This is a genomic window from Homoserinibacter sp. YIM 151385 (assembly GCF_027912415.1).
GTDB lineage: Bacteria > Actinomycetota > Actinomycetes > Actinomycetales > Microbacteriaceae > Schumannella.
This window is the reverse complement of sequence record NZ_CP115175.1, coordinates 2,097,365-2,111,699: the sequence shown is the minus strand read 5'-3', so window position 1 is coordinate 2,111,699 and position 14,335 is coordinate 2,097,365. Positions and strand designations below refer to the sequence as shown.

The window sequence follows — 14,335 nt, the reverse complement described above, 5'->3', positions numbered from 1 at the left end:
ATTGACTCAACTCACAGCTTCGCGGCCGTGCGGAGGGGTGCGGCGCCGCGACGTTCACCTCGTCGTCGCCCGCCCGTTCCCCCCGCGGCTAGTCTGCGAGCATGAGCGACACGACGAGCGCGCCCGCAGCGGTCACGCGGAGGCAGGTGCTCTCCTGGGCCCTCTGGGACTGGGCCGCCCAGCCGTACAACACCGTCATCCTCAGCTTCGTCTTCGCGCCGCTCTACCTGCAGTCGGAGCTGTTCCTCGCGCCGGGCCAGACGGAGGACGACCTCTCCGGCCAGATGGGCCTCATCATCGGGATCGGCGGCTTCGTCATCGCGGTCCTCGCGCCCGTCCTCGGCCAGCGCACCGACGCCTCCGGCCGCGGCAAGCTCTGGCTCGGCGTCTGGACCGGCCTCCTCATCGCCGCGACCGCGGCCCTCGTCCTCGTCGAGCCGCTGCCCTCGTATTTCCTGCTCGGCGCGATCCTCGTCGCGGTCGCGAACATCATCAGCGAGTTCGCGAACGTCAACTACTACGCGATGCTCGCGCAGGTCTCGACACCCTCGACCATCGGGCGCGTCAGCGGGCTCGGCTGGGGCTTCGGCTACCTCGGCGGCATCATCATGCTCGCGCTCGTGATCGCGGTGCAGCTCGCCGGCTGGTTCGGCCTCCCGCAGGAGACGGGGCTGCGGCTCGTCGCGGTCGGCTGCGCGCTCTGGACGCTGCTGTTCTGCATCCCGCTCTTCCGCGACGTGCCGTCGGCGGCGCCCGCCGCCGGGCGCGAGCGGGTCGGCTTCCTCCGCTCCTACGTCGTGCTCGCGCAGGACATCCGCCGCCTCTGGCGCGAGTCGCGCAGCACCTTCTGGTTCCTCCTCTCGAGCGCGGTGTACCGCGACGGGCTCGCCGGCGTCTTCACCTTCGCGGGCTCGATCGCCGCCATCACCTTCGGCTTCGACTTCTTCGGCGTCGTCGTCTTCGGCGTCGTCGCGAACATCGTCGCGGGCGTCGTCACCATCCTCGCGGGGCGCCTCGACGACCGGATCGGGCCGCGACGCGTCATCCTCGGCTCCCTCACCGGGCTCGTCATCGTCGGCCTCCTCGTCTTCCTGCTCCGCGACCTCGGCCCCGCCGTGTTCTGGGTGGGCGGGCTCACCCTCGCCGCCTTCGTCGGCCCCGCGCAGACCGCGAGCCGCTCGCTCCTCGCGCGGCTCGCGCCCGCCGACCGCCAGGGCGAGATCTTCGGCCTCTACGCGACGACCGGGCGGGCGACGAGCTTCTTCTCGCCGGTGCTCTGGGGAGCCCTCATCGCGATCGGCGGGTCGCAGGCCTGGGGCATCCTCGGCGTCCTGCTCATCCTGCTCGTCGGGCTCGTGCTCACCGCACTCGTCAAGCTGCCGGAGGGCGCCGGCTGATCGGGATGTCGGCGGCTCCCCTGAGGATCTCGGCATGACCTTCGTGAACGTCGGAACCCTCGGCACGCTGCCCGGCCGCCGGGATGAGCTCGTCGCCCTCCTCACCCGCCCCTCCGTCGAGCTGCGCGCGGCGGGGTGCCTGCGCTACGACGTCGGCATCTCCGACGACGAGCCGGATGCGGTCTTCGTGAGCGAGCTGTGGGAGTCGGCCGATCACCACCGGGCCTCGCTCGAGCTGGCGTCCGTGCGGACCGCGATCGCGGAGGCGCGGCCGCTGCTCTCGGGCGAGATGTCGGGGCTGCGCTTCGAGGTCGCGGGCACGCCTCTCGACGGAGGCGGCATCCCGCAGTAGCGTCGGGGCATGACGGAGCCGTCGCATCCCCTCGGATTCTGGGTCGCGCTCGTCGGCCGGATGCTCGACGAGCGGCTCGAGACCGCGCTCGAGGAGCACGGCGTGACGCACGCGCAGTGGCAGGTGCTCGCGCTGCTGCGCCGCGGGCCCGCCGACGCGCAGCAGGTGCAGGATGCGGCAGACGACTCCGACGATCTCGGCGAGCTCATCGAGAGCGGCTGGATCCTCCACGGCGAGATCGTGACGCTCACCGACCGCGGCCGCACCGCCACCGATGCGCTCGCCGAGGTGCTGGAGTCGATCGGCTCCCTGCTGGAGCGGGTCGTCGCCCCCGAGGATGCGGATGCCGTGGCGCGCACCCTGGAAGCCGCCGCGCGCGAGCTCGGCTGGGCGGAGCAGCCCCCCGCCTGACGCGTCGCCGCGGGCGCAGCTCAGGCTCGCGGCCAGGCGGCCACGAAGCGCGTGAGCAGCTCGGCGAAGGCGGCACGCTCGGCGTCGCTGAAACCCTCGACGGCGGTTGCAACCGCATCCCGTCGTGTCTCGTGAGCGGCGTGGAGGCGCGAGCGCCCGGCTTCGGTGAGCTCGACCACCGCGCGGCGTGCATCCGCCGGGTCGACGCCTCGGCGGGCGAAGCCGTGGTCGACGGCCTCCGCGACGAGCCGGCTCGCGCGCGGCTGGTCGACGCCCACGCGGGCCGCGAGATCGGAGACCGTGCTCGGCCCCGCCTCGAGCGCGTCGAGGAGACGGAAGCGGGCCGCCCCGCCGAGACTGCGGTCGCGGGGGCCGTGCCCGTGGTGGCCGTGGTGCCCGCCGTGGCCGAGGTGATCGCGCTGCTCCGCGCTGCCGGTGCTGCCCGCGCTGTCGGTGCTGTCCGCGTGCGCGTCTCGCCGGCTGAGGCCGTCGGGGCCGAGGCGTCCCCCCGATCGGCCACGGAACCCGGGCCCGCCCGGGAAGCCGCCCGGTCCGCCTCGACCGCGCTGCAGCATCCTCGCCTGCTGGTCGCGCCGCATCTGCATGAGCGCCTGCTCGATCGCGACGATCGGGTCCGAGGGGTCGGGGTCTTGACGCGTCCGGGCCATGTATGTCATCTTACATTTGTTTGTTACAGTACATGCAATGTCGAGCGGACCGCTCGACGAAGGAGGACCCATGAACGACACCACCATCCCCACCGACCGCCGACCCCTCGGCTTCTGGATCGAGACCATCGGCCCCCGCCTCCACGCCGGCACCGGGCGCGCGCTCCGCGCGTCCGGTATCCGCCGCCGCGAGTGGCGCATCCTCACCACGCTGCAGCGCGGGCCCGCCACCTTCGACGAGCTCCGCGAGGCGCTGCCGGGCCGCGGCGAGCGCCGGCATCCGCGCGGCTCCGGCATCGGCCGCAGGCAGCGCTTCGGGCTCGCGCACCGCCCCGCGCGCGGGCACGGCCTCGGGCACCACCCGGGTCTCGGATTCGGGCACCCGGGTGTCGTGCCCGGTCACCCCGGCATGGGCCCGGACGCCGCGCACCAGCACGGCGGCCCGCGACGCCACCGCAGCCTCGGCGACCTGCTCGCCGGACTCGTGACCCGAGGCTGGGTCGATGCGAGCGACGGCCGCTACCACCTCACGGAGCAGGGCCTCGCCGCGCACGATGCGCAGCACGCCCGGATCTCCGAGTTCCGCGCCTCGGTGCGCGAGGGCATCGACGACGCCGACTGGGCGACGACGATGGCGACCCTCGAACGCATCGCCGAGAACCTCGCGGCGGCGGAGCCCGACAGCGACAGCGACAGCGAAGCGGATCGCGGCCATGGCGGCGAGCCGAGCCGCGACGGCGAGCGTCCCGAGCGGGGCGCGGACCCGCGAGGCCCGTGGCACGAGCGCGGCGGACGCACGCCCCACCCCCGTCGCCCGCGCGAGGAGCGCTAGCCGCGACGTACGGCGGACATCCGCTCCCGAGCCGAAGCCGTCAGCGCTTCCGGGGGCGGTCGTCCGCCGTCGCACCCGCCGCGAGCGGCGTGGAGTCAGGAGCAGGCACCCGCACCGACCCGGAATTCGCGCCAGCGCGCTCGCACAACGCCTCGGATCCTGAATCCGCGCCGGCCCGCACCCCACCCCCTCCCGAGCCGCCCCCTCCCGAAATGCAGGATGGGACGACTCCGTCCGCAGCTGGGGCCCAGCACCTGCGGGATCACCCAGCCGCCGATCCTGCATTTCGGAAGAGGGGGGCGGCGCGGGGGCACCGAGCGCGGGATGCGGGATGCGGTCCGGCGCGTCAGCCCGCCAGCGCGAACCAGATGAGCAGCATCGTCGTGCCGAAGCCGGCCGCGAAGTTCAGCCACAGGAAGCGCCGCCACCCCCGGTTCGCAGTCGCCGCATCCTCATCCCGCACCGACCACCACGGCAGCGCGTTCACCGCGTACGGCAGGGCGAGCAGCGCCGCGAGCGGCCCCGGCCAGAGCGTCGTGAGCAGCAGCACCGCGGCGAGCAGGTAGGCGCCGACCGACAGCCGCACGGTCGCGCGGCCGCCGAACACGGTCGCGATGGAGGCGATCCCGCCCTCCCGGTCGGCCACGATGTCCTGCACCGCCCCGAAGGCGTGCGAGGCCATGCCCCAGAGGAAGAACGCGGCGAGCACCGCCCAGAGCTGCGGCGTGAACTCGGCGCCCGCGAGCACGAGCCCGAACACCGCGGGCGAGACGAAGTGCGTGCTCGAGGTGAGCGAGTCGAGCACCGGGCGCTCCTTGAAGCGCAGCCCCGCCGCCGAGTAGGCGACGACCGCGAACAGGCTCACGGCGAGCACCAGCCAGCTCAGCGGCCGCCCTGCCAGCGCTCCCGCGACGACGAGCGCGACGACGAAGGGCACGACCGTGACGATGGATGCCGTGATGGTCGCGCGGTGCAGGGAGCGGTCGAGCAGCGCCCCCTCGACGCCGCCCTTGCGGGGGTTGCGCAGGTCCGACTCGTAGTCGAACACGTCGTTGATGCCGTACATCGCGAGGTTGTAGGGCACGAGGAAGAAGAGCGTGCCGACGACCAGCACCCAGTCGATCTCGCGCGTCGTCATGACGTACGCGGCGGCGAAGGGGTAGGCCGTGTTGACCCAGCTCAGCGGGCGGCTCGAGACGAGGAGGGCGCGGATCACGCGGCCGGCCTCTCCGCGCGGGCGGGCAGCAGCGCCCAGAGCGAGGGCAGGAGGACGAGCGCCGCGACCGTGTAGGTGAAGTCCTCGAGCGGCGCGATGCCGATCATGACGCCCGAGATGCGCTCACCCGAGTAGGCGACGAGCCCGACGCCGATCATCAGGTTGTCGAAGATCGCCGTGAGGATCAGCATGGGGATCGCGGCGAGCCCGATCGCGCGCCAGCGGACGCGCCGCGGGGTGCCGCGGCGGGCGAGGACCGCGGCGACGGCGACGAGCGCGACGATGCCGAGGAACGCGGCGTTGAGGAGCCAGTAGGTCATGCCGGGGTGCTCCCGTCTCGAGACGCGTCCGGCTCCGCCTGGCGCGCCCCGGCGAGCAGGGTCCGCGCCGCCCCGTGCAGGTTCATCGTGAGGTAGCAGAGGAAGGTCAGGAAGACGACCTCCTCGACCGGCAGCTCCGGGCCCACGAGCAGCCCCGTCATGAACTCGGTCTCGCCGCGGAAGAACACGCCGAGCCCGATGCCGGCGACATCCCAGGCGAGGAAGAACAGCACGCCCGCGACGAGGACGATCGCGCCCCGCCGCGCATCCCGCCACAGGAACAGCCGGAACCGCCGGTCGAGCACGACCATCCCGGTCAGCGACACGGCGAGCGCCGCGAGGTAGAGCACGCTCACCGCAGCGGCTCCGGGAGGGGGCCGGCGGTCGTGTCGCCGCGCAGCTGCTTCACGACGAGCTCGGCGCTGATGAGGCACATCGGCAGCCCGATGCCGGGGATGGTGGAGCCGCCCGCGTAGAGCAGCCCGCGCACCTTCCGGCTCCGGTTGCGGGCGCGGAAGAAGGCGCTCTGCCGCAGCGTGTGCGCGGGCCCGAGCGCGGTGCCGCGCCAGGCGTTGAGGTCGACCTCGAAGTCGCCGGGCGCCATCGTCCGGCGCACCACGATGCGCGAGGCGAGGTCGGGGATCCCGGCCCAGTCGGCGATCTGCGCGATCATGCGGTCGCCCAGCTGCTCGATCGCGGCATCCCCGGCGCCGTCGACGCCGCCGCGTCCCAGCGCCGGGTCGGCGGGGAGGGGCACGAGCACGAACAGGTTCGTGTCGCCCTCGGGCGCGACGCCCGGGTCGATGCCGCTCGGCTTGCAGATGTAGAGGGAGGGCGTGTCGGGGATGCGCGCGCGGCTGCCGAAGATCTGCTCGAAGTTGGCGTCCCACTCGCGCGCGAAGAGGAGCGTGTGGTGCTGCAGCTCGGGCACCTCGCCGCGCACGCCGAGGAAGAGGAGCAGGGCGCTCGGGCCCGCGATGCGGCGATCCCAGTAGGCCTGGTCGTAGCTGCGGTCGGCGGGGTCCTCGAGGAGGCGCGTCTCGGTGTGGTGGAGGTCGGCGGCGGAGACGACGAGCTCCGCCTCGAGCACGGTCTCGCGGCCGTCGGCGCCGCGGACGGCGACACCGTGCGCCTCGCCGCCCTCGACGAGGATGCGGGCGACCTCCTGGCCGGTGCGGATCTCGGCGCCCTGCTCGCGGGCGAGCACCTCGATGCGCTCGATGAGCCGCGCGAAGCCGCCCATCGGGTAGCGCACGCCGTCGACCATGTCGAGGTGGCTCATGAGGAAGTACATGCTCGGCGCGAGCTTCGGCGAGGCGCCGAGGAACACGGCCGGGTAGCCGAGGATCTGGCGGAGGCGGAGGTCGCGGACGGTCCGCGTCACGAGCGAGCCGAGCGGCTCGAGCAGGAGGCGCACGAGTCGCGCCGAGCGCGCCCGCACCTCCGGGTCGAAGACGGGGCCGAGCTTCTCGAAGGTCGAGTAGAGGAAGCGGCGGGTCGCGAGGTCCGAGGTCTCGCGGGCGCGCTCGAGGTAGCGGCGCAGGCGCGAGCCCGAGCCCGGCTCGATCCGCTCGAACAGCTCGATCGTCTCCTCGACCTCGGCGGGCACGTCGACGGGCTCCGTCTCGCCCTCCGCCCAGACGCGGTAGGCGGGGTCGAGCTGCACGAGCTCGAGCTGCTCGGCGGAGCTCGTCCCGAGGAGACGGAAGAAGTGCTCGAAGACCTCCGGCATGAGGTACCAGGAGGGGCCTGTGTCGAAGCGGAAGCCCTCGTGCTCCCAGCTGCCCGCCCGGCCGCCGACGGCCTCCCGCTTCTCGAGCACGACGACCTCGTGACCGTCGCGCGCGAGGAGCGCCGCGGTCGCGAGCCCCGCGATGCCGGCGCCGATGACGATCGCGCGGCTCATGCGACGCGTCCCGTCGCGGCGCGCGCGAGGATGCGGAGCTTGACCGGGTCGGGCACGCGCACGCGCGCCTCGATGAGCCGCTCGGCGGGGGTCGCGCGGATGCGGGTCGAGAGCTCCTGGAAGAGCCCCTGCGCGAGCGCGACGGCGCGACGCGAGCTCGCGGGCAGCTGCGGGATGGTCGCGGCGGCGAGCTCGAGCTCCCCGTCGATCTCGGCGAGCAGCCGGAGCTTGTCGGCCTCCGTGAAGGCGTCGACGCGGATGCCGGGGAAGTAGGAGCGCCCGAGCTCGCGGAAGTCGGCGGCGAGGTCCCGCAGGAAGTTCACTTTCTGGAATGCGGAGCCCAGCGCCCGCGCGCCCGGGGTCAGCGTCGTGTACCGCGTCTCGGCATCCGGCTCGTCGCGCAGGAACGCCCGCAGGCACATCAGCCCCACGACCTCCGCCGAGCCGTACACGTAGCGCTCGAAGCTCGCCTGATCGTGCTCGGCACGCTCGAGGTCCATGCGCATGGAGGCGAAGAAGGGCGCGGTGAGCTCGGCGCCGAAGCCCGACCAGCGGGCGCTGCGGGCGAAGGCGTGGACGACGAGGTTCGCCGAGTAGCCGGCCTCGATCGCCGCCGCCGTCTCCGCCTCCAGGGCGTCGAGGAGGCGGGCCGCGACCTCCGGCGAGGCGCCCGCCTCGGCCGCCCCGCCGTCGACGATCTCGTCCGCCACCCGCACGAGCGCGTAGATGTTCTCCACGTGCTGGCGCACACCGCGTCCGAGCAGCCGCGACGCCATCCCGAAGCTCGTCGAGTAGCGGCGGATGACGACGCTCGCGGTCTCGTCGGCGACGCGGTCGTAGAGGGACAGCCGGCTCACGCGGGGCCCTACCGGACCCTCGAGAGCACCGCGTCGGCGACGGGGTGCAGCTCCTCGCGGAGCGCGCGGGGCACGTGCGGCTCGACGAGGCGCGCGAGCGCACGGTTCGCGTAGTAGCGGGCGAGGCCGTCGGCGAAGTCGCGCGCGCCGCTCGTCACGAGCACGGCGCGCACCTGCTCGGCCTCCTCCTCCGTGAGGTCGGGCTTGCCGACGAGACCGCGGATGCCCTCCCAGCCGTGCGCGGAGGTCGCGTAGGAGATCAGCACCGTGCGCTTGCCCTCGCGGAGGTCGCCGATCGTCGTCTTGCCGGTCAGCGTCTCCTCGCCGAACACCCCGAGCACGTCGTCGACGATCTGGTAGGCGATGCCGATCTCGCGGCCGAAGTCGGCGAGGGTCTGCACGGTGGCCTCGGGGGCGCCCGCGAGCACGGCGCCCGCCATGAGCGGGCCCTCGAAGGAGTAGACGGCGGTCTTGAGGCGCTCCATCGTGAGGATGTCGTCGACGTGGGGCATGTCGGGTGCGGCCGCGTAGTCGATGTCGATGAGCTCGCCGGCGGCGCTCGCGAAGATCGCGTCGTCCATGAGCTCCAGGAGGCGGTGGCGCGTCGCGTGGGCGGCGCCCGAGCGGTCGATGAGCCGGTAGGCGTTGAAGAGCGCGAGGTCGCCCGCGATGACGGCGGCGCTGATGCCGCGATGCTGGGCGGCGTCCTCGTCCGCGCCGGCGGCGAGCGCCCGCTCGCGGTACAGGCCTGCGAGGTTCGGGCCGCCGCGACGGCTGAAGTCGCGGTCGATGACGTCGTCGTGCACGATGAGCGCCGTGTGCAGCAGCTCGAAGGCCGCGCCGACGTTCGCGGCGGCCTCCAGGTCGTCGCCGCCGAGTGCCGCGTAGGCGCCCATCACCATGCGGGGCCGGAACCGCTTCCCGCCCGTCGTGCTCTCCTCGAGCCGGCGCCAGAGCTCGACGTAGGAGGAGCCCATCGACGCGGCCCGCAGCTTCGCGAGCTGGAAGAAGCAGTCGAGCACGCCGTCCACCTGCGCCTGCCGCTCCCGCGCGACCGCGAGCAGGTCGGGGGCGTCCATGCTGTGAGACTATCGGGCACATGACCGACCTCCTGGAGCCCTCAGCCGACGTGGAGCAGGTGGTCCTGCTCGACGACGCCGGGGCCCCGATCGGCGTCGCCGACAAGGCCACGGTCCACAGCGAGGACACCCCGCTGCACCTCGCCTTCTCGTGCCACGTGGTCGGCCCCGACGGCCAGGTCCTCGTCACCCGCCGCGCGCTCGGCAAGCGCGCGTTCGCCGGCATCTGGACGAACGCGTTCTGCGGCCACCCGTCCCCGGGCGAGCGGATCGAGGATGCGGTCGCGCGTCGGGCGGAGCGCGAGCTCGGTCTCGTGCTCGACGAGCTCGAGCTGGTGCTGCCCGACTTCCGCTACCGCGCCGTCGACGCCGGCGGCATCGTGGAGCACGAGATCTGCCCCGTGTTCCGTGCCCGCGTCTCGGCGGACCCGCGACCCGCGGCCGACGAGGTCGCCGACTGGGCCTGGGTGCAGCCGGCGCAGCTCTCGGCGGCGGTCGCGCTGACGCCGTTCGCGTTCAGCCCGTGGCTGGCGCTGCAGCTGCGCGAGTGGGAGCTCTACCCCGGCTGATCGCGCGGCGCGGTGCGCGCAACGGCGGACATCGGAGCCTCTCGGCCTCCGGACGCGGTTCCGGCGGCGGATGTCCGCAGTTCCGCAGGCGCCTCGCGCCTAGTTCGCGCCGACGAGCGTCCCGACCAGGAACGACGCGACGAGCCCGCCCGCGACGAGGAGCCCGCCCAGCGTCCACATCAGCGCGAGTCGGCGCCGGCGCACCTTGAGCCCGCGGAACGAGGCCTTGCGGTGGGCGCGCGGCGCGCGGGTCGAGCGGCGCCCGGTGCCGGTCAGCTCGGGGGCCGGGCGGCCGTGGAGGATCGCGGCGACCTCGAGCGCGGTCGGCCGCTCCTCGGGGATGCGGGAGGTCATGGCGCGGAGCAGGTCCCGCCACTCCTCGGCGAGGTCCTCGGGGATCGTCGCGTCGCGGTTGACGCGCGCGACGGCCGACTCGATGACGGTGCCGGGGAACTCCTGCACGCCGGTCAGGCACTCGAGCAGCACCAGGCCGAGCGAGTAGACGTCGCTCGCGACGCCGACGTCGACGCCCGTGACCTGCTCGGGGCTGAGGTAGCCGGCGGTGCCGAGGATGGTGCCGTCGGAGGTGAGGCGGTTCGCCTCCACGAACTGCGCGATGCCGAAGTCGCCGAGCTTCGCCGTGCGCCGGAAGCCCTCGGCCGCGGCGTCGTTGATGAGGATGTTCGCGGGCTTCACGTCGCGGTGGACGATGCCGCGCGAGTGCACGTGGGAGAGCGCGTCGGCGATCTGCCCGCCGATCGCGGCGGCCTCGTGCGCGAGCAGCGGCCCCTCGCCGAGCCGCTTCTCGAGCGAGGTGTGGGAGACGAGCTCCATGACGAGGTAGCGGCGGACGCTCCCGTTGAAGTTGTGCCGCCCCGCGTCGAAGACGTTGATGAGCCCGGGATGCTGCAGCGAGCTGAGCAGGCGGATCTCGCGCTCCTGGCGCACCAGATCATCGGCCATGACGGTCTCGGCGCGGAACACCTTGACGGCGACGTCGCGCCCGAGCACCTGGTCGACGGCGCGGTAGACCGACCCCATGCCGCCCGAGCCGATCGCCTCCGCGAGCTGATACCGACCCGAGACGAGGGTGTTGACTGCTGCCGCAGCGACCTGCGTCATGATTCCCCCACCGTCCGCGAGACGGACGCCCCGATATCTCCGAACTTTAGCGCGGACGGGCGTCGAGTGTGGGGGCTTGTGCGGATGAATGGACTGTGCGCGGGCTGTGATCCCGCGGGCGGACGGTCCGCCCCGCGGTCTACTGTCCGGGCGATCCCGCGTCCGTCGAGCGCACATCCACCTTGTGGAAGCCCTGCCAGGAGCGCGAGGCGGTCGGCCCGCGCTGGCCCTGGTAGCGGTTGCCGTAGGCGCCCGAGCCGTAGGGGTTGTCGACCGGGGAGCTCGTGCGGATGAAGCAGAGCTGCCCGATCTTCATGCCCGGCCAGAGCTTGATCGGGAGGGTGGCGACGTTGCTGAGCTCGAGCGTCACGTGACCCGAGAAGCCGGGATCGACGAAGCCGGCGGTCGAGTGGGTGAGGAGGCCGAGCCGGCCGAGGCTCGACTTGCCCTCGAGGCGGGCGGCGACGTCGTCGGGGAGGGTGACGAGCTCGAAGGTCGAGCCGAGCACGAACTCGCCGGGATGCAGGATGAAGGGCTCGTCGGGCTTCGTCTCGATGAGGCGGGTCAGCTCGGGCTGGCTCTCGGCCGGGTCGATGAACGGGTACTTGTGGTTGTCGAAGAGCCGGAAGAAGCGGTCGAGCCGGACGTCGATGCTCGACGGCTGCACCATGTCGAGATCGAGGGGCTCGAGCCCGATGCGGCCGGCCGACAGCTCGGCCCGGATGTCGCGGTCGCTGAGGAGCATGGGCAAGAGACTAGCGGGATGCCGTTCTTGGTAGGATGGGTGGGTGCACTCCTCTGAGGAGCGCTTCGGGGATGTAGTTCAATGGCAGAACTTCAGCTTCCCAAGCTGATAGCGCGGGTTCGATTCCCGTCATCCCCTCCGATTCGCAGCCACTCACGCTCACGCCGTCGGCGGGAGCCGATCCAGCACCTCCTCCGTGAGGCGGTCGATCGTCAGGTCCCGCCCGGTGCGGCCGAGGACCGCGGGTGCGGCCTTCTCGGCGGGGACCGTGTGACCGCCGCCGCGCACGGTCACGAGCGTGACGGTCGGAGCGCCGGGCTGCCCGTAGTCGGCGCGCTCCATCGCCACCCGGCTCGTCCGTCCGTCGGCGGACGGGATGCCGCTCAGCGCGGGAGCGGTGCGGATGCCGTTGCGCGCCGCGAAGTACTCGGCGGACTCGACCGCCGAGAGCGCGGTCCCGTCGACGGCGAACAGCTTCCGAGCCCACCACGCCATCCGCCCGCCGTCGTAGGGGACGATCCGGTCTGAGGTGCCGGCCACGATGGCGATGGGCGCCGGCCGGCCCGCCGTGGGCGAGAACCCTGCCGTGAACCCCGCGGCATCCGGCATCGTGGCGGCGGCGACCACGGCGCCGGCGGCGAGCTCGGGTGCCTCGTGCAGCAACCGGTACGCCATCTGCCCGCCGTTCGAGTAGCCGACGACGAGCACGCGCTCGATGTCGATCCCGTGGCTCGTCGCCAGCCGCTCGACGACGGCCCGGACGAATGCGACGTCGTCGACGTCCTCGGTGCGCGCCGGGAACGAGCTCTCACGGCGGGCGTCGTTCCAGTTGCCGCGGTAGCCGTCGAGGTAGGCGACGACCGCGCGACCCTCATCAGCGAGGCGGTCGAGCGCGCGCCCGGTGAACTCGCGATGCACCGCACCCGTCTGCTTCGAGCCATGGAGGACGATGACGAGCGCGCGGCCGGGCGGGTCGGGCCGGCCGACCAGCGTGAAGCTGCGGGTCCGATCGTCGACCTCGATGAGCTCGCGGCGCTCGGTGGATGCGGGCATGTGCTTCTCCTCGATCGCGGCCGGCCCTGACGCCGACGCGATCCGACGCTAGACTCTGACATCGTGTCAAGGTCAAGTCGTGAAGATCGGTGAGCTCAGCCGGCGCAGCGGCGTGAGCCCCCGCTCCCTGCGCTACTACGAGGAACATGACCTCATCCACGCCGAGCGGCTGGCGAACGGCTACCGCGACTACGACGACTCGACGGTGGAGCGGGCCAGCGCGATCCGGCTCCTCTTCGAGATGGGCTTCTCGCGAGAGGTCGTCGCCTCCGCGCTGACCTGCCTCGGCGACGTGCCTGACGCCGTTCACGAACCGGTGATCGACCAGCTCCGGCTCGTCCGCGACGACCTGGCCGTGCAGATGGAGAAGCTGGCCGCGACGCACCGGCTCGTGAGCGACGTCATCGACGGCAGGTCGCAGCCCGCCCGCTGAGCGACGCTCGGCGCCATCAGCGGGTCCGCGCCGTCAGGCGGACCGCGACCTCGTCGCCGACCTCCTTGCCGAGCCGCTTCCGGATCGCCGCGCTGAGCGAGAGCATGTGCCCGCCGGCACCGGTCGGCATCAGGCCGACATCACGGAGCTCGATCGCGTCGACGACCGCATCCACCCGCACGGCGCGCCCCGTGCCGAAGAACTCGGCCGAGCCGGGCATCTCGACGCACGACCACGTCTCGCCCTTCACCTCGACGCCGATGGGCGCCGTGAACTCGTGGTCGAGCGGTCCGATCTCGTGCGGCATGGGGCCTCCTCGGGGGATGCGGCCCAGACTAGGGGATGCCGGTGTCAGCGGTCCCAGCACGAGATCGTCTCGAGGTCCTCGAGCGAGAGCGGCTCGTCGTTCTCATCGACGAGCTGCACGACGCAGGTACCCGACTCGCATTCGGGCAGAGGGTCATCGCAGTCGAGACTCGCGGCATCGTCGTCCTCGATCACGCCCCACTCCACGACATCCCACGCCGTCCCGTCCGCCGCGGGCTCCTCGCACGCCCACGTGACCGGGTCGTCCGCATGGCGGCACGTCCCGGGGTCCGGGCCGCGGACGATCCCCGGGTCGCCGAGCGTCGGCGGCGGCGGCGGCGGCGCGAGCACGACCCCCACGCCCCAGGCGAGCGCACCGACCACCGCGAGCGCGATGAGCACCCGCGCCGTCCAGCCGAGGCGCCGCATGCCGCCATCCTCGCCGGGGATCCCGCGCGACGCCATCCCCGGAACGCGGCACAACATCCCCGCCCTCTCAGACGCCCGGACTACGCTCGGCGGGAGAGCGACGCCGCACCACGAGCGGGGAACGGGGACGACGCCATGCCGACCGAGGTCAGGATCGACCGGAGCGCGGGCGGGCTCGCGCTCGAGCTCGCGCGCGAGCTGGCGTACCCCGTCGACCGGGTCTGGGATGCGCTCACGGTGCCCGCGCAGCTCTCCGTCTGGTTCCCGTGCGACGTCGAGCTCGAGCAGATGGCGGGCGGGCGCATCGCCTTCGCGTTCCCCGACGACGACGAGCCGGAGGTCGCCGAGCTGCTCGAGTTCGCCGAGGTGGGCGAGCCGCGCGTCATCGCCTACATCTGGTCGGACGAGCACCTGCGCTGGACGCTCGAGTCCGGCGCCGCGGCCGCCGACGGCATCAGCACCCTCCGCCTCCGCGACGAGATCGCCGACCCGAAGACGGTCGCGCAGATCGCCGCCGGCTGGGATGCCTGCCTCGACGACCTCGCGGCGCTCCTCGACGGCCGGGAGGACGCCGGCACCCGCATCCCCGGCGACGGCGACGTCGCGCGGTTCCGGGCCCTGCTCGGGCTCGAGGGCTGAG

19 protein-coding genes and 1 tRNA gene are annotated in these 14,335 nt (G+C 73.0%); 8 read left to right on the top strand and 12 right to left on the bottom strand.

The features are described from left to right. The first annotated feature begins 101 nt into the window (after window positions 1-101). Genes OF852_RS10325 through OF852_RS10315 form a run of 3 tightly spaced genes read left to right on the top strand, consistent with a single transcriptional unit; the run spans window position 102 to window position 2,160 of the window. Window positions 102-1,397: an MFS transporter gene (locus tag OF852_RS10325; RefSeq protein WP_271119075.1), complete on the top strand. Its 1,296-nt coding sequence runs from the start codon at window positions 102-104 to the stop codon at window positions 1,395-1,397. Between the two features lie 34 nt (window positions 1,398-1,431). Further along, window positions 1,432-1,749, top strand: a complete 318-nt coding sequence (locus tag OF852_RS10320; RefSeq protein WP_271119074.1) for a putative quinol monooxygenase — start codon at window positions 1,432-1,434, stop codon at window positions 1,747-1,749. 9 nt (window positions 1,750-1,758) lie between these two features. After that, the gene (locus OF852_RS10315) at window positions 1,759-2,160 is read left to right on the top strand and encodes a MarR family transcriptional regulator (RefSeq protein ID WP_271119073.1); all 402 of its coding nucleotides are present in this window, start codon (window positions 1,759-1,761) and stop codon (window positions 2,158-2,160) included. Window positions 2,161-2,180: 20 nt separating this feature from the next. On the opposite strand, the gene OF852_RS10310 is transcribed toward OF852_RS10315, so the two are convergent. Next, window positions 2,181-2,828 (bottom strand): MarR family winged helix-turn-helix transcriptional regulator, encoded by a 648-nt coding sequence (locus tag OF852_RS10310; protein WP_271119072.1) that lies wholly within the window; start codon window positions 2,826-2,828, stop codon window positions 2,181-2,183. A 70-nt stretch (window positions 2,829-2,898) separates the two neighbouring features. Here OF852_RS10310 and OF852_RS10305 point away from each other — a divergent pair, with 70 nt between their 5' ends. After that, window positions 2,899-3,660 carry a hypothetical protein gene (locus tag OF852_RS10305; RefSeq protein ID WP_271119071.1) on the top strand — a complete coding sequence of 254 codons (762 nt, stop codon included), beginning with the start codon at window positions 2,899-2,901 and terminating at the stop codon, window positions 3,658-3,660. A 346-nt stretch (window positions 3,661-4,006) separates the two neighbouring features. Here the strand turns inward: OF852_RS10305 and OF852_RS10300 are convergent, their stop codons facing one another. Genes OF852_RS10300 through OF852_RS10275 form a run of 6 tightly spaced genes read right to left on the bottom strand, consistent with a single transcriptional unit; the run spans window position 4,007 to window position 9,038 of the window. Continuing rightward, a complete protein-coding gene (locus OF852_RS10300) occupies window positions 4,007-4,876 on the bottom strand; it encodes a prenyltransferase (RefSeq protein WP_271119070.1) in 870 nt (289 codons plus the stop codon). Continuing rightward, entirely contained in the window at window positions 4,873-5,196 is a 324-nt protein-coding gene (locus tag OF852_RS10295) for a lycopene cyclase domain-containing protein (protein ID WP_271119069.1), read from the bottom strand. Before OF852_RS10295 ends, OF852_RS10300 begins: the two co-directional genes overlap by 4 nt. Further along, window positions 5,193-5,552: a lycopene cyclase domain-containing protein gene (locus OF852_RS10290; RefSeq protein ID WP_271119068.1), complete on the bottom strand. Its 360-nt coding sequence runs from the start codon at window positions 5,550-5,552 to the stop codon at window positions 5,193-5,195. The genes OF852_RS10295 and OF852_RS10290 overlap by 4 nt, the downstream gene beginning before the upstream one ends. Further along, window positions 5,549-7,102 carry a phytoene desaturase family protein gene (gene crtI, locus OF852_RS10285; RefSeq protein ID WP_271119067.1) on the bottom strand — a complete coding sequence of 518 codons (1,554 nt, stop codon included), beginning with the start codon at window positions 7,100-7,102 and terminating at the stop codon, window positions 5,549-5,551. Before crtI ends, OF852_RS10290 begins: the two co-directional genes overlap by 4 nt. Continuing rightward, window positions 7,099-7,959, bottom strand: a complete 861-nt coding sequence (locus tag OF852_RS10280; RefSeq protein ID WP_271119066.1) for a phytoene/squalene synthase family protein — start codon at window positions 7,957-7,959, stop codon at window positions 7,099-7,101. Before OF852_RS10280 ends, crtI begins: the two co-directional genes overlap by 4 nt. Before the next feature lie 8 nt (window positions 7,960-7,967). Continuing rightward, entirely contained in the window at window positions 7,968-9,038 is a 1,071-nt protein-coding gene (locus OF852_RS10275) for a polyprenyl synthetase family protein (RefSeq protein ID WP_271119065.1), read from the bottom strand. 20 nt (window positions 9,039-9,058) lie between these two features. Here OF852_RS10275 and idi point away from each other — a divergent pair, with 20 nt between their 5' ends. After that, window positions 9,059-9,607 carry an isopentenyl-diphosphate Delta-isomerase gene (gene idi / locus OF852_RS10270; RefSeq protein ID WP_271119064.1) on the top strand — a complete coding sequence of 183 codons (549 nt, stop codon included), beginning with the start codon at window positions 9,059-9,061 and terminating at the stop codon, window positions 9,605-9,607. A gap of 99 nt (window positions 9,608-9,706) precedes the next feature. On the opposite strand, the gene OF852_RS10265 is transcribed toward idi, so the two are convergent. Both OF852_RS10265 and dcd read right to left on the bottom strand, forming a co-directional pair. Further along, a complete protein-coding gene (locus OF852_RS10265) occupies window positions 9,707-10,729 on the bottom strand; it encodes a serine/threonine-protein kinase (protein ID WP_271119063.1) in 1,023 nt (340 codons plus the stop codon). A gap of 139 nt (window positions 10,730-10,868) precedes the next feature. Beyond that, complete coding sequence (dcd, locus tag OF852_RS10260) at window positions 10,869-11,474, bottom strand: dCTP deaminase (RefSeq protein ID WP_271119062.1); 606 nt, start codon at window positions 11,472-11,474, stop codon at window positions 10,869-10,871. Window positions 11,475-11,541: 67 nt separating this feature from the next. Between dcd and OF852_RS10255 the strand changes: the two genes are divergently transcribed. Beyond that, a tRNA-Gly gene (locus OF852_RS10255) sits at window positions 11,542-11,612 on the top strand. A gap of 21 nt (window positions 11,613-11,633) precedes the next feature. On the opposite strand, the gene OF852_RS10250 is transcribed toward OF852_RS10255, so the two are convergent. Continuing rightward, window positions 11,634-12,527, bottom strand: coding sequence for an alpha/beta hydrolase family esterase (locus tag OF852_RS10250; RefSeq protein ID WP_271119061.1), 894 nt, complete (start codon window positions 12,525-12,527; stop codon window positions 11,634-11,636). A gap of 79 nt (window positions 12,528-12,606) precedes the next feature. Between OF852_RS10250 and OF852_RS10245 the strand changes: the two genes are divergently transcribed. Continuing rightward, window positions 12,607-12,960 carry a MerR family transcriptional regulator gene (locus tag OF852_RS10245; protein WP_271119060.1) on the top strand — a complete coding sequence of 118 codons (354 nt, stop codon included), beginning with the start codon at window positions 12,607-12,609 and terminating at the stop codon, window positions 12,958-12,960. 16 nt (window positions 12,961-12,976) lie between these two features. Here OF852_RS10245 and OF852_RS10240 read toward each other — a convergent pair whose 3' ends face one another. Continuing rightward, window positions 12,977-13,267: a DUF1905 domain-containing protein gene (locus OF852_RS10240; RefSeq protein ID WP_271119059.1), complete on the bottom strand. Its 291-nt coding sequence runs from the start codon at window positions 13,265-13,267 to the stop codon at window positions 12,977-12,979. A 44-nt stretch (window positions 13,268-13,311) separates the two neighbouring features. Beyond that, window positions 13,312-13,695: a hypothetical protein gene (locus tag OF852_RS10235; RefSeq protein ID WP_271119058.1), complete on the bottom strand. Its 384-nt coding sequence runs from the start codon at window positions 13,693-13,695 to the stop codon at window positions 13,312-13,314. Between the two features lie 135 nt (window positions 13,696-13,830). Here OF852_RS10235 and OF852_RS10230 point away from each other — a divergent pair, with 135 nt between their 5' ends. Next, on the top strand, window positions 13,831-14,334 hold the full coding sequence (locus OF852_RS10230; protein ID WP_271119057.1) for an SRPBCC domain-containing protein: 504 nt from the start codon (window positions 13,831-13,833) through the stop codon (window positions 14,332-14,334). Window position 14,335: the final 1 nt, after the last annotated feature.

Excerpts from the sequence above, each read along its gene's own strand:
- OF852_RS10325 (WP_271119075.1), top strand. The coding sequence starts at position 102 with ATGAGCGACACGACGAGCGCGCCCGCAGCGGTCACGCGGAGGCAGGTG.
- OF852_RS10320 (WP_271119074.1), top strand. The coding sequence starts at position 1,432 with ATGACCTTCGTGAACGTCGGAACCCTCGGCACGCTGCCCGGCCGCCGG.
- OF852_RS10315 (WP_271119073.1), top strand. The coding sequence starts at position 1,759 with ATGACGGAGCCGTCGCATCCCCTCGGATTCTGGGTCGCGCTCGTCGGC.
- OF852_RS10310 (WP_271119072.1), bottom strand. The coding sequence starts at position 2,828 with ATGGCCCGGACGCGTCAAGACCCCGACCCCTCGGACCCGATCGTCGCG.
- OF852_RS10305 (WP_271119071.1), top strand. The coding sequence starts at position 2,899 with ATGAACGACACCACCATCCCCACCGACCGCCGACCCCTCGGCTTCTGG.
- OF852_RS10295 (WP_271119069.1), bottom strand. The coding sequence starts at position 5,196 with ATGACCTACTGGCTCCTCAACGCCGCGTTCCTCGGCATCGTCGCGCTC.
- crtI (WP_271119067.1), bottom strand. The coding sequence starts at position 7,102 with ATGAGCCGCGCGATCGTCATCGGCGCCGGCATCGCGGGGCTCGCGACC.
- OF852_RS10275 (WP_271119065.1), bottom strand. The coding sequence starts at position 9,038 with ATGGACGCCCCCGACCTGCTCGCGGTCGCGCGGGAGCGGCAGGCGCAG.
- idi (WP_271119064.1), top strand. The coding sequence starts at position 9,059 with ATGACCGACCTCCTGGAGCCCTCAGCCGACGTGGAGCAGGTGGTCCTG.
- OF852_RS10265 (WP_271119063.1), bottom strand. The coding sequence starts at position 10,729 with ATGACGCAGGTCGCTGCGGCAGCAGTCAACACCCTCGTCTCGGGTCGG.
- dcd (WP_271119062.1), bottom strand. The coding sequence starts at position 11,474 with ATGCTCCTCAGCGACCGCGACATCCGGGCCGAGCTGTCGGCCGGCCGC.
- OF852_RS10250 (WP_271119061.1), bottom strand. The coding sequence starts at position 12,527 with ATGCCCGCATCCACCGAGCGCCGCGAGCTCATCGAGGTCGACGATCGG.
- OF852_RS10240 (WP_271119059.1), bottom strand. The coding sequence starts at position 13,267 with ATGCCGCACGAGATCGGACCGCTCGACCACGAGTTCACGGCGCCCATC.
- OF852_RS10235 (WP_271119058.1), bottom strand. The coding sequence starts at position 13,695 with ATGCGGCGCCTCGGCTGGACGGCGCGGGTGCTCATCGCGCTCGCGGTG.
- OF852_RS10230 (WP_271119057.1), top strand. The coding sequence starts at position 13,831 with ATGCCGACCGAGGTCAGGATCGACCGGAGCGCGGGCGGGCTCGCGCTC.